The organism is Martinezella sp. CNPSo 3957, assembly GCF_057784395.1.
In genome coordinates this window covers 14099-27504 of record NZ_JBXSOU010000005.1, presented here as the reverse complement: position 1 = coordinate 27504, position 13406 = coordinate 14099, and the positions used below count along the sequence as shown (strand labels likewise).

The following is a 13406-nucleotide window of genomic DNA, read 5'->3' as shown; positions in this document are numbered from 1 at the left end:
TCGCCGGTATCTCAGTCCGGTATGTCCTCCTTTTGTATCCAGTTTCCAGGGGACACTCCTATGACCAGCATTATCACCAACAATTCCGCAATGGCCGCTCTCCAGACGCTGCGCGGTATCAGCAGCAACCTGCAGGACACCCAGGCCGCTGTTTCTTCGGGCCTGCGCATCTCCAAGGCTTCTGACAACGCTGCTTATTGGTCGATCGCCACCAGCATGAAGTCCGACAACAGCGCCATCGGCGCGGTTTCCGACGCTCTCGGCCTCGGCGCCGCAAAGGTCGACACCGCTTCGACGGCCGTCAGCAGCGCCATCGACATCGTCGGCCAGATCAAGAGCAAGCTTGCTACCGCCATGGAAGGCTCGGTTGACAAGAAGGCTGTTCAGGAAGAAATCGGCCAGCTGCAGCAGCAGCTGCAGAGCGTCGCCCAGTCGGCTTCGTTCAACGGCGAAAACTGGGTCATGGCTCAGAACGGCGACTCCGCTTCGGTCGTCTCCTCGTTCATCCGCGGCACCAACGGCACCGTTTCCGTCAGCACGACCTCCTACGCCTTCGACACCGGCGCGACCGGCAACGTTCTGTTCGGCTCGAGCGCCGGCACGATCGACACGACTTCGGGCATCCTGGGTACGTCAGATGGCTCGGTTGGCGCTTCGGTCTTCAGCCTCGACATCTCCAGCATGACGACCGGCCAGATCTCCAGCGCCCTGAACATGGTTCAGACCGCTCTGAACTCCATGACCAGCCTCGGTTCGAAGCTGGGCTCTGTCTCCAGCCGCATCGATCTGCAGACGAGCTTCGCTTCCTCGCTTTCCGACTCGATCCAGTCGGGTGTGGGCAAGCTGGTTGACGCTAACATGGAACAGGAATCGAGCAAGCTGTCCGCTCTGCAAACGCAGCAGCAGCTCGCTATCCAGTCCTTGTCGATCGCCAACTCCTCGAACCAGTCGATCCTGTCGCTCTTCCGTTAATAGGAAGAACCAACGCAGCGCGTTGGTCGAAAATCCTAAACAACAAGTTAACCGCGCCTGTCTAAGGCGCGGTTTTTTTTATATTTTTTGCCTCAAGCCAGTTCAGCTTTTCTTAACTATATTGCTGTTTCTTAGGACCATCGAAGCGGCGAGTTAACCTTAACGATTTTGGTTAACAGGCATGATGCTGAATGCCGTTACCGGTTTTAGGTCCGGAATGTCCCTTATTCAACCACTGCCAAAGGGGCAAATATCATGACGAGCATTCTTACCAATAACGCCGCAATGGCTGCTCTCCAGACGCTGCGCAGCATCGGCTCCAACCTGCAGCAGACGCAGGGCGCTGTTTCTTCGGGCCTGCGTATCTCCAAGGCTTCCGACAACGCCGCTTACTGGTCGATCGCCACCAGCATGAAGTCCGACAACAGCGCCATCGGCGCGGTTTCCGACGCTCTCGGCCTCGGCGCCGCCAAGGTTGACACTGCAACCACCGCCGTCACCAGCGCCATCGACATCGTAAGCCAGATCAAGAGCAAGCTCGTCACCGCCATGGAAGGTTCGGTCGACAAGAAGTCCATTCAGGAAGAAATCGGCCAGCTGCAGCAGCAGCTGGAGAGCGTCGCCCAGTCGGCTTCGTTCAACGGCGAAAACTGGGTCATGGCTCAGAACGGCGACTCCGCTTCGGTCGTCTCCTCGTTCATCCGCGGCACCAACGGCACCGTTTCCGTCAGCACGACCTCCTACGCCTTCGACGCCAGCGCGACCGGCAACGTTCTGTTCGGCTCGAGCGGCGGCACGATCGACACGACTTCGGGCATCCTGGGTACGTCGGATGGCTCGGTTGGCGCTTCGGTCTTCAGCCTCGACATCTCCAGCATGACCGGCGGCCAGATCTCCAGCGCCCTGAACATGGTTCAGACCGCTCTGAACTCCATGACCAGCATGAACTCCCGCCTCGGCTCGATCTCCGCTCGCATCGATCTGCAGACGACTTTTGCTTCCTCGCTTTCCGACTCGATCGAATCGGGTGTGGGCAAGCTGGTTGACGCCAACATGGAACAGGAATCGAGCAAGCTGTCCGCTCTGCAGACGCAGCAGCAGCTGGCCGTTCAGTCGCTCTCGATCGCCAACTCCTCGAGCCAGTCGATCCTGTCGCTCTTCCGTTAATAGGAAGAACCAACGCAGCGCGTTGGTCGATGGTAGCAGACAAGCCTTCGCCGCGCCTTCTCCGGAAGGCGCGGTTTTCGTTTTTGGCTCGGCGTATCGGCGCCGACTGGCTCAGGACGCCTTTCCGAGGGCCGCGGCAGCCTTTTGCCGAGCGGCATCGACGAAGCCATCAAACAGTTTGTGCATGGCCGCCTGCTTGTAGGGATAGACGCTCGGATCATCCATGTCATGGACCACCATGGCGACATCGAGCTCGAACACCAGCAGGCGTCCGTCGGGAAGTTCGGCGCAATCGATGCCGAAATAATCGAGCTGGATATGGCGGCAAAGGGCAGCGAAGCTCTCTTTATGGCGCAGGGCGAAATCCTGATCGAAGTTTTCCATCCATGCCTGTTCGACGGCGCGTTTTGCCGCGCTTTGCTCCATGCCGGCGCTCAGATAATGCACGATCCAATGGTCTGAGAGCGCCATGTGGCTCGCGAATGCCTTGCCATTGATGAACACGATGCGCTGCTTGTTATAGAAGCCGTTGGAACCGCGAAAATCGATGAAGGGCGCCACGTAAAGTTCTGGAGCGGGCTGAGCCTTCAGAAAGGTGACAAGCTCGACGGAGTCGGTGATGCGTTCCATGCCGTTGCCGGCATGCGTGCTGATCGGGCGCACGACCAAAGGGTAGTCAAGGCCCGGAGCGCAATCGTCCAGTCGTTTCACGCCCATGGCGACGGCCATAAGATCGGCGTGCGATACGCGGTAGGTAAAGGGCGAAAGAATGGAGGGCTCATTCGCCAGCATGGCGCTGACGCCGTCGCGCGTCAGCCTTGCGATCAGTCCCGGATTACGGTTCATCACCGGACCGTCGAATTTGGCAAGCAGTGTCTGCATATGGGCGAGAAGAGGGGCGTTTTCGGTCGATTCCCCGATCGCCATGAAAGCGATGTCGTGCTCCGGCAGATCGACGAGCGCGAAGGTTTGCAGGTCAACGTAATGCAGCCACAGCACGCAGTCGCTGCCGGCCAGCAGAAAATCGATCGGCGTATTGGCCATGAAATCGCCTTCGGTCACGAAAGCGAGTATCCGCGGACCAGTCCCGTTGCCATGGACGACGCAATAGTCGCGGCGCATCTGCACGGCACTCTTTAAAATCTGGCGAGCCTCATCACTGCGGCCGAGCGTCTGCAGGATGATCGCCATGTCCAACAGCGCGGCCGCGGCGGTCGGATCCGCCGTTACGCGTTGCATGAGCTCGTTCCAGAGCGGGGTCACGTCGTGACCGGCATAGACGAGGGAGACTATTCTCCGCATGCCGAGAATTCGGGCGCCAACCGGTATGTTCAATAGAGCCGGATCGGCGATGGGGGCTTTGGTCATCAGCATTGCGGAAGATCCTGTTGGGAGCCGATTATCAAAACGCTCCGAACGAGCGCATCGATATCCGTTTGTCGGGTACGGTGGTTTACGATCGCCGCGCGAATTACGGGCTGACCGTTCAGATGGGTCAGGGACGGGGCGACGCGGCCTTCGGCGTGGAGACGCTCGACGATGTGGGAATTGACGGATGCCGGCATCGATCCGTCGGCACCAACATAGGCGAAGCAGACGATGTTGAGGGCGACGGGCGCGAGTAGTTTCAGGGCAGGTTCCTGTTCGATGCGCTCGGCCAGTCGGCGGGCTAGCCTGCAATTGGCGCTCATTGCGTCCCCCAACGCTTTGACACCATAGGTTTTCAGCGTGAACCAGGTCTTCAGCGCCCTGAAGCCACGGGAAAGATCCGGACCGTAGTCGCAGGGCCACCAGTCCCCACCGGCAAGTCCGGTCGCTGCGCGGCTCAGATAGGCGGCATCCGAAGCAAAGGCTTGCCGTTGCCACTCGCTGTCCCGCACCAGGAGGAAGCCGGCATCGTATGGTACCTGACCCCACTTGTGAAAGTCGAAAGCGAGCGAATCGCAGGCTTCGATCCCCGCAAACAAAGGCGCGAGCTCCTCGCTGAGAACGCCAAGAGCGCCGAGTGCGCCATCGACATGAAAATGAAGATCATGGGCGTCGGCGATGCCGCGCAGGGCCACGAGGTCATCGACCGCGCCGATGTTGACCGTTCCAGCGCTGCCGATGAGGAGGAACGGCGTGAAGCCTTCCTGCCTGTCGCGAAGGATCGCTTGTTCCAGCGAATCGATATCGATCTGGCCGAGTTCATTGACGGCAATGCGCCGGAGCTGATTGCTGCCGATGCCGGACATTTCGAAGGCTCGCGGAACGCAGCCATGCACTTCGCTCGAGGCATAGGCGACGAGCCGGGATTCGTCGGACAGACCGGTTGCACGAACATCGAGGCCGAGCTTGCGGCATCTGGCGATCTGCACCGCCACGAAATTGGCCTGCGATGCGCCGGTCAGGAATATGCCGCCGGCCGTTTCCGGAAAGGAGAAGATCTCGCGCGTCCAGCGGATGATCTGCCGCTCGACCTCGATCGGCATGTGGTCGCGTCCGCCGAGATTGGCATTCAGCCCGCCGGCGAGCATTTCGGCGAGCATGCCGGCAACGGTGCCACCGCCCTGGACCCAGCCCATGAAGCCCGGGTGAATGTTGCCGCTGCCATAGGGGAGGATGTAGTCCCGAAAAGTGGCGTGGACGTCAGCCAGATCGCTGCCTTCTATGGGCAGTGGTACATCGAATTTGGCGCGAGCGGGAGAGGGAGCGTGCTGCCAGACTGGCTTCGTTGCGAGTGTCTGGAGATGATCGAACATGTCGTCGAGCATCCGGTGGCCTTGCTTGCGCAGGGCCTGCCAGTCGTCGGGGTCGAGACTTGTTCGCTCGTGGCGATCGACCGCCGCCCCTCCGGCCTCTTGCAAACTGAACATCTGAACCTCGCATGTGGCCGCCGGTATCGCCACCGTCGCCGGAACGCTACCGATAAAATGCCAGCCTCTTTGCCCGGCACCGGGCGGGCCTATCTACGACGCCGAAGATGGCGCGAGGCTGACGTGGCTTCTTGCATTCCTTCAGACGGCCGCGCGGATGGAAAATAGCATGTCGGCGCATGCCGTGTGGCTCGGCTCCTTTCCTGTTCAAGGAACGGCAAAGCAAGCGCTGCCGGATGGTCATCGGCGGAATAGCTGCTTCCGTTAACTTTTGCGGGCGGCATTAACCTTTTATTAACTCTATTGCTGTCAGTTGCGGCTAACGCAACGGTTGGTTAACCTCTCCTAAGAGCCGGTTAACAAGCATGAGGCTGATTGCCGTTCCCGGCCGCAGACCGGAATGTCCCTTCCAAAGTCAGCCATAAGGGGCACTTTTCGATGACCAGCATCCTCACCAACGACGCGGCGATGTCCGCTCTCCAGACCCTGCGCGGCATTAACACGAATCTGCAGGATACGCAGAGCCGCGTTTCCTCGGGCTACAAGGTTGCGAAGGCAGCCGACAATGCCGCTTATTGGTCGATCGCGACAACCATGCGTTCCGACAATGGTGCGCTTTCCGCCGTGTCCGATGCATTGGGCCTGGGTGCAGCCAAGGTCGATACGGCATATGCCGCAATGGACAACGCCATCACGGTCGTTCAACAGATCAAGGACAAGCTCGTTGCCGCAACCGAAAGCAGTGTTTCGAAGGCTGATATCCAGGAGGAGGTCTCCCAGCTTCAGCAGCAGCTGGAAAGCATAGCACAGTCCGCATCTTTCTCCGGACAGAACTGGATGTATGCGGCGAATGGCGCTTCTGCCTCCGTGGTTTCCTCCTTCGTGCGCAACAATAACGGCACGGTTTCCGTCAACAGCACCAGCTACAGCTTCGACACCGGTTCGCAAGGCAATGTGCTGTTCGGCGCAAGCGGCGGTACGATCGATACCAGCTCCGGTATTCTGGGCACTCAGCAGAATATCAGCGGCACATCCTATTCCGTCTTCAGTCTCGATATCACCAACATGACGGGCGGCGACATCGGCAAGGCCATGAATCTCATTCAGGGCGCTCTTGATGCTATGACGAGCACGGCCTCGCAGCTCGGTTCGCTTTCGACCCGCATCGATCTGCAGACGAGCTTCGTTTCCACCTTGCATGATACGATCGATTCCGGTGTCGGCAAGCTCGTCGATGCGAATATGGAAGAAGAGTCGAGCAGGCTGTCCGCGCTGCAGACCCAGCAGCAACTGGCCATCCAGTCGCTGCAGATTGCCAATTCGAGCGCACAAAATGTTCTCGCTCTCTTCAAGTGAGCCTTGACTGGAGCTTGCGTTGAGATTGCGCGGCGACATTTCCCTCTTGTCGCCGCGTATAAGCTTTTGTTAACGTTGTCGCTAATTGATTTGCAGTCTACGCGCAGGTCCGGCTTTGGTTCTTCTCCCAAGCGGATGCCGGACTGCAGTTTAGCGACGGGCCGTGCTGGGATATTTCCCGCTGGTGGGCATGAGGCCAATCGTTGCTGCCGGATCGGTCCGGCTTGCCAGTTCCAATGGAATTACGGATTTTCAGATGAGCAATGTGACGACGAATCCTTCCACGTCGGCAGCGCTGACCGTGCTGCGCGGCATCAACAAAGATCTCGATGTCGTGCAGCAGCAGGTCTCGTCCGGTTACCGCATTCAGACGGCGAGCGACGATCCCACCTATTGGTCGATGGCGACCACCATGCGCTCGGACCGGAGCAGCCTCTCGACGATCACGGACGCGCTTGGTCTCGGCGCCTCGAAGGTCGATACCGCATCCACCGCCATGGATACGGTCGTTAGCCTGCTAACCCAGATCCAGTCCAAACTGGTTTCGGCCAAGGAGTCGGGCACAAACAAGAATGCGATCAACGCCGATATTCAGCAGCTCAAGAACCAGCTGCAATCCGTTACCCAATCGGCATCCTTTTCGGGTGAGAACTGGCTGTACAACTCAGAGCCGCAAGCCAATACGCAGCAATCGGTCATCAGCAACTTCACGCGGGGCACCGGCGGACAGATCAATTTTACGACGATCGACTATGACAGCTCCCAAACCCTGATGATCGATACCGCGCAACCAGCGCGGGGTTTGCTGACGAAGAATGTCGACGCAAGCACGCTCGGCGCTCCGGGAACCAGCGGCGGGACGGCTCGTAACTACTATCTCCTTGCCGCTAGCGGCGGTTCGACGCCATCAGGTGGAACGGAGATCGCGATCTCCAGCAGCACGACGGACGACGAATTGACCGACATGATCAACGTCACCAATTCGCTCCTGAAATCGGCAACATCTGCCGATTCGACCTTGGGCCTGATGTCGTCCAACATCACCGACCAGTCGGATTATATTTCCAAGCTCGGCGACGCCATCAAGAGCAGCGTCGGCGACCTGGTCGACACCAACATGGAAGAGGCCTCGGTGCGGCAGAGCGCCCTGCAGACAGCGCAGCAGATGGGTGTTCAGACATTGTCGATCGCCAACAGCATGGCGAGCAAGATTCTGATCATCCTTCAATCGAAATGACCGTCGGGCGGAACTCGGATCGGCTATGCCGCATCGCATTCATCCTCGCACAAGTTTGACTGCCTACGGTCCTTTGCAATGGCTTGGTTGCGTAAGATGCCGGTGACATTGATCCCGGACGCTGCCGCCTGAGGACGGAAACCGGAAGCGTGATGATCGACGTTTTGAGAATGGAAATGGATCGGCCGGCTGCCGGCATCGACTTGCAGCGCCTCTGGGGCGCGAATGGGGAGATGCGCGCATGAGCTTGGCACTATCTCGATATCTCAAGGATTTCAGCGCCGAACAGGTTCCTCCGTCGCATGTCGAGGATATGGCCTTTCCGGAGCCGATCGAGTTTGCTGAAATTCCAGGCGAGCCGCCCGTTGATGTCGAGGCCGAGCGTCGCGCTGCCTATGCAGAGGGGCATGAGGCGGCGACGCAGGAACTGACGCAGAAGCATCAGGCCGAACTCGATGCCATGGCACAGTCGTTCCGCGCGGAAATGGATGCGCTGCGGATACATTACGAAGAGCAGGCGGCGGAAAAGATCGCGGCAGATATGAACCGCGTCGCCATAATGCTCGGGCAGGCGATCAGCACGGAAGCCGCCGCCATCCTTGCGCCGATCATGACAGAGACGCTGACGACCAGGGCGGTCGGCGATCTTGCCGAACTGGTCAAAGCTTCGATCCTCGACGGCAGCGTCGGGCCGATCTCGGTTACCGGTCCGCGCCATCTCTTCGAGGTTCTCCATAGCCGCCTCGGCGACGATGGCGCACTGTTACGGCATATCGAGGCCAATGATGTCGATCTCACCGTCACCATCGGCGAGAGCGTTCTCGTGACCCGTATGTCCGCCTGGGCCGCCAGTCTGAAAGAGATCCTGAAATGAGCGACGGCGATCAAAATCACGGCAAGCACGAGATTATCATCGTCAAGCGCCGCGGCGGTGATCACGAAGGTGGCCATGGTGGGGCGTGGAAGATCGCCTATGCCGACTTCATGACCGCGATGATGGCCTTCTTCCTCGTCATGTGGCTGGTGAACGCCGCCAATGAGGAGACGAAGGCCTCGGTTGCCTCCTATTTCAATCCCATCAAGCTTGCTGACGAGAAGCCGACGGAAAAGGGCCTCAAGAAGCCCGTCGATCAGGCCCAGGGCGAAAAGAACCAGCAGAAGTCCGACAAGCCGCAGGAAAAGCCGAATGACGGCAAATCAGCCAAAACCGGTGAGGACCTGACATCGACATCGGGCGACCAGACGAATTATTCCGAGGCGGATTTCTTCGAGAATCCCTATTCGGTCCTGGCCGAGATCGCACAGGAAGTCGGTCAGCAGGCGAATGTCAGCGCCAAGGGCGAGGGCGGTGCCGCCCAATCGGGTCCGGCGACGGGCGCGGATGGCGGCCAGGCCTATCGCGATCCGTTCGATCCGGATTTCTGGACCAAACAGGTGCAGGTTTCCAGCGCTTCGAAGAAGGCGAACGAGGAACAGTCCGCCAAGTCGGATCAATCGCCCAAGGGTGAAGTCATCGCCTTGTCGAAGGCAACGGCTGCGGACATCGGCCAGCCAGCCGATCAGCCGCAAACGCCCGAACAACAGCCGACGGTGAGCGAGCAGCAGGCGGCCGGCAAGGCGCAGGAAAAACAGACGCAGGCTCAGCAGGTTGCCAAGGCCGGCACGCAAAGTGGCGCATCCGCCCCTGAAGACAATGCCGCTGTGCCTGCAAACAGGGATGCTCAGCCGACGAAAGCGCAGCAGCAGGAAGCCAAGGATCTGCAGCAGGCAATTCAGGCTGAGATCAAGGGCGTTGCCGGCCAGCTGGCCGAAGGGCTGCAGGTGACGGCGGCTGAAGGCGGGGTGTTGGTCACGATTTCCGACCAGACCAATGATCCCATGTTCAATATCGGTTCGGCGGTCCCCCGGCGCGAGATGGTGCTGGCGATGGAGAAGATCGGCAAGCTTCTCGCGGAGCGGAAAGGATCGATCCTGATCCGCGGCCACACCGATGGGCGCCCCTATATGGTCGGCGGACGCAACGACAATTGGCGTCTGTCGCTTGATCGCGCCCAGAGCGCCTATTACATGCTGACCAGCGGCGGGCTGGATGAGAAGCGGGTTGTGCAGGTGTCCGGCTTCGCTGACCGGCGTTTGAAGCTGCCCGACGATCCATTCAACGATGCGAACCGCCGTATCGAGATCCTGATTGCTAGTCCTTCTACCCAGGCGGCGACGGACCCCGCAGCCTCGGGAACGCAAGCTCCCGTCAAGCCGGCTTCGGGCAAGGGCAAGTCCGGTCAAGGCAAGCAGGGATAGTTCATGGCGCGCAAACAGCATCGTCATCGCCTTGCGCTCACTCTCACTCTCGGCATGCTGATGCCTGGGGTTGCGAGCGCTGAGGGACAGGACGGCCTGCCGCTCTACAAGATGCTGCGCTCGCTCGAATTCGTGCAGGATTCGGTTGTCGCCGGGGACAGTTCCGCCGCAGAGATGCAACGCTATCTGCTCGGAACCATAGACGAGCGCCTGCGCAGCGCCGACAAATCCGTCTTCGAGGACAGTCGCAACGTCGATGCGGCTCTCATCTACACCATGAGTGGCGGCAACCCCGAAACGCTCGAATATCTGATGTCACGCGACGTCAACGGCAATTTCGACAATCGCGTTGCGGATGTGCTCAGGAAATATCTGAACGGCAAGGGTCTGCTTGTCGTCAACACGCTTGTCGACATCTCCAAGGAGTATCGCGGCAAGCCGATCGGCCCATACCTCTCGCTGGTTGCCGGCAATGTCATGTCGGGCAAGAACGCCAAGGCAGCCTTGCCGCTCTACGACTGGGCGCGATTGATCGCGCCCGGTACGATTGTCGAGGAGTCGGCATTGCGCCGCTCGCTGGCTTTGTGCGCCGACGCGGGCATGGTGCCGCAAGGATTGGATTATGCGCGGCGTTATACGCGGCGCTTTCTGCATTCGCCTTACGCCAGCCAGTTTGCCGATCTTTTCGTGCAGCTGGTGGTGGATCACGATTCCGGCGTGAAGCAGCAGGACATCGTCGACATCCTGTCCTTCATGGACCCGCCGAGACAGCGGGAGATCTATCTGCGCATGGCGCGCCGGGCCGCGATCGCCGGCAAGGCCGATCTTGCCGCGCTGGCGGCCAATCGTGCCCAGGCGATCTCCAATGACGGCGGCGATGCCTTTGGTGCCCTAGCCAACTTCTATGGCGGCGTGGCGGGCATATCCACGCCCGAACTGAAGGCGGCGATCGACGATGTGAACCAGATGCCTGCGGGCGAGCTGAATGCGCGCGACCGCGCATTGCGCGACGCCGCAAAGGCCGTCGCGGCGGAGATATTACGAACACCCGATGCTGCAAGCCTCGGGCAAGGCAGTTTTCCTAACCTGCCCAGCCAACAGAAGACTGAACACAATGCTGCTGTGACGAATCAAGCGGGAGGCCAATCTCCCGGCACGGCGGGTGTTGAGCAGGGAGCCTCGGCAAACGCGGCTCCCGCCCCGGAGGGAGGGCGGCAGGAGGCCGACTCTTCGTTCAACGCATTCGTCACGACGAGCCGCTCGAAGCTGGATGCCATCGACGGCCTGTTGAAGCAGGAAAGTCATTGATATGAACGACATCGGTGTGTCCGGCGCCCCATCGGGGGCGGATATTCGTGCTGTTGCCAAAGGCGGCCGCTCGGCGAAGCAGGATGACGGCAAGGGTTTTATTGATGCACTGACGAGCTCGCTCGGCAATGGCGGCAAATCTTCAAGCTCCGATGCCGGTGCCGATACCTCCGCCAATGCGGACACGACTGCCGATAAGGACGCAAGTGCGGCACAGACGGTCGTGGGAAACTCCTCTGCGGCAGCTCTCTCCTTCGACGACAGCACCAAGGCCGGGGTTGGGATGATCGATACCTCCGGAGCCAACCTTTCCAATCTCGCCGGCCTGGCCAAGGGCGCGAAAGCTTCGCAGCCTGCCGGCGCCGCGTCGCTCTCGAAATCGCTGATCGCGCTGCAGAATGCAGCTGCAGCGGCGGGTGAGGTTGGCGCAACATCCACCGGAGCCGATCAGCCTACGGCAGCCACAGACCCCGCCATGCCCACGACCGATACGGCTAAGGGGCCGGTGCAGTCTGCCGCACTCGACCAGCTTGCCAAGATCGCGCAGCAGTTGGCCGATGTCGCGACCACGGACGGTCAGACGGCGCCGGTCAAGAGCGACGGCAAGACGTCTGGCGTGAAGGATGAAAAGGATGTCCAGGCGGCAGATGACGGTAAGTCTGCGTCGACGCAAGGCAGCCTGCCGGCCAACACGATTTCCGATGCCCTGTCGCTGCTGAACGTTGCGCAGCCCGTCGTGGCGACGCAGGTTAGCACGGCACAGGGTAGCGCGGTCCAGTCAGGCAAGACGGCAGACGATGCCAAGGTCCAGGCATTATCATCAGGCAAGGCAGCATTTGCGAATGATGCCACGGACACGGCCGTGACGTTGCCGGATGACGGCAAGGGAACGGATGTCGCACAGACGTTCCGCCTGGCGCGGGCGGATGGCCGCGGCGGCGCGCTCGATCTATCGATCAGCAAAGGCGGCGATGACGTTGCCGATGTCAAAGTCGGCGCTGCTGCAGGCGGCGATGCGGTGGCAGTCACCGTGCTGGATTCGCGTCGTTATCTCGGGCTTGCCACCAACTCGGCGTTGGTCGCTGGGAGCCTCGCGGGCGACCGCGAATGGTCGGCTGCGATGCAGCCGGGCTCGGCGCTTTCCAATGCCGCAAACCTGACGAGCACCGGCAAGGTTGTCAACACGCTGAAGATCCAGCTGCGTCCGGACAATCTCGGCGACGTTACGGCAACCATGCGGCTTTCCGGAGACCAGCTGAGCGTCGATCTGAAGGTGCAGACCGGCGAAGCCTACAGGCAGCTTCATGCCGATCAGAGCCGCATGGTCGATGCGCTGCGCGCGCAAGGCTATCAGGTCGATAGCATCACCGTCACCCTGGCGTCCAATGCCGACCAGCAGTCGGATGGCGGCCGCAATTCCGGATCGAACCAGCCGCAGCAGCAGTCTCTGTTGAACCAGGGGCAGGGGGGCGACGCGCGCTCCAGGGGTCAGAATTACTCAGGGCAGCAGGCAAATGGAAACGATGGCAATCGCAGTTCGGGTGAGCGCAGCGTTGAGGATGGCACTGGTGGTGGCCTGCAGCGTTCTCGCTCTGGTGCGGTTTACCTCTGAGGTCCAGGCATCAGGCAATCCGGTGCCGCCAGACAACGGTGCCGCAGGTCTTTGCGAACGCGAAATCCAGTCCGCTGCCGCAAAATACGGAATACCGGAAGGGATCCTTTATTCCGTCGGTCTGACGGAAACGGGTCGCAAGGGGTCGCTTTATCCCTATGCGCTCAATGTCGAGGGACGGCCGATCTTCCCGCCGTCGGAAGGGGCCGCCCTGCAGGTATTTGCCGCGGCACGGCAGAGTGGGGCAAAGCTCATCGATGTCGGCTGCATGCAGATCAATCAGTATTTCCACGGCGAAAATTTTGCTTCCGTCGACGCCATGTTCGATCCGCGCAGCAATGTGGAGTATGCCGCAAAGTTTCTCCGCAATCTGCATGACAGGCATGAGACCTGGACTATGGCGGTAGCAAGATACCATGCTGGCCCGAACAATAACCCCGCCCAGAAGGTCTATGTCTGCCGCGTGATCGCCAATCTGGTCGCCACCGGTTATGGAAAATGGACGCCAAACGCGGCGACGTTTTGTCGGGATTAAGCACCCATAGGTTGAGTATGGTATCCGGTTAGCCAGCACTAACCCAATCGAAGCGGTTGACTGCCG

11 protein-coding genes are annotated in these 13406 nt (G+C 60.1%); 9 read left to right on the top strand and 2 right to left on the bottom strand.

What is annotated here, in order from left to right:
* Positions 1–60 precede the first annotated feature (60 nt).
* Positions 61–972, top strand: coding sequence for a flagellin N-terminal helical domain-containing protein (locus AC13QE_RS13865; RefSeq protein ID WP_132715819.1), 912 nt, complete (start codon positions 61–63; stop codon positions 970–972).
* Positions 973–1227: 255 nt separating this feature from the next.
* Complete coding sequence (locus AC13QE_RS13860; RefSeq protein ID WP_488484119.1) at positions 1228–2139, top strand: flagellin N-terminal helical domain-containing protein; 912 nt, start codon at positions 1228–1230, stop codon at positions 2137–2139.
* A 111-nt stretch (positions 2140–2250) separates the two neighbouring features.
* Here the strand turns inward: AC13QE_RS13860 and AC13QE_RS13855 are convergent, their stop codons facing one another.
* The gene (locus AC13QE_RS13855) at positions 2251–3513 is read right to left on the bottom strand and encodes an ATP-grasp domain-containing protein (protein WP_488484118.1); all 1263 of its coding nucleotides are present in this window, start codon (positions 3511–3513) and stop codon (positions 2251–2253) included.
* Complete coding sequence (locus AC13QE_RS13850) at positions 3507–4994, bottom strand: pyridoxal phosphate-dependent decarboxylase family protein (RefSeq protein WP_488484117.1); 1488 nt, start codon at positions 4992–4994, stop codon at positions 3507–3509. The genes AC13QE_RS13855 and AC13QE_RS13850 overlap by 7 nt, the downstream gene beginning before the upstream one ends.
* A gap of 438 nt (positions 4995–5432) precedes the next feature.
* Between AC13QE_RS13850 and AC13QE_RS13845 the strand changes: the two genes are divergently transcribed.
* The 7 genes from AC13QE_RS13845 to AC13QE_RS13815 all read left to right on the top strand — a co-directional run bounded on the left by AC13QE_RS13845 (position 5433) and on the right by AC13QE_RS13815 (position 13340).
* The gene (locus tag AC13QE_RS13845) at positions 5433–6350 is read left to right on the top strand and encodes a flagellin N-terminal helical domain-containing protein (protein WP_132715823.1); all 918 of its coding nucleotides are present in this window, start codon (positions 5433–5435) and stop codon (positions 6348–6350) included.
* Between the two features lie 256 nt (positions 6351–6606).
* Positions 6607–7587 carry a flagellin N-terminal helical domain-containing protein gene (locus tag AC13QE_RS13840; protein WP_132715824.1) on the top strand — a complete coding sequence of 327 codons (981 nt, stop codon included), beginning with the start codon at positions 6607–6609 and terminating at the stop codon, positions 7585–7587.
* Between the two features lie 241 nt (positions 7588–7828).
* Positions 7829–8461: a hypothetical protein gene (locus AC13QE_RS13835; protein ID WP_132715825.1), complete on the top strand. Its 633-nt coding sequence runs from the start codon at positions 7829–7831 to the stop codon at positions 8459–8461.
* Complete coding sequence (locus AC13QE_RS13830) at positions 8458–9885, top strand: MotB family protein (protein ID WP_488484116.1); 1428 nt, start codon at positions 8458–8460, stop codon at positions 9883–9885. The genes AC13QE_RS13835 and AC13QE_RS13830 overlap by 4 nt, the downstream gene beginning before the upstream one ends.
* Positions 9886–9888: 3 nt before the next feature.
* Entirely contained in the window at positions 9889–11193 is a 1305-nt protein-coding gene (gene motC, locus AC13QE_RS13825; protein WP_488484115.1) for a chemotaxis protein MotC, read from the top strand.
* 1 nt (position 11194) lies between these two features.
* Positions 11195–12805, top strand: a complete 1611-nt coding sequence (fliK, locus tag AC13QE_RS13820; RefSeq protein ID WP_488484114.1) for a flagellar hook-length control protein FliK — start codon at positions 11195–11197, stop codon at positions 12803–12805.
* Entirely contained in the window at positions 12753–13340 is a 588-nt protein-coding gene (locus tag AC13QE_RS13815) for a transglycosylase SLT domain-containing protein (protein ID WP_488484113.1), read from the top strand. The genes fliK and AC13QE_RS13815 overlap by 53 nt, the downstream gene beginning before the upstream one ends.
* The last annotated feature ends 66 nt before the right edge of the window (positions 13341–13406 follow it).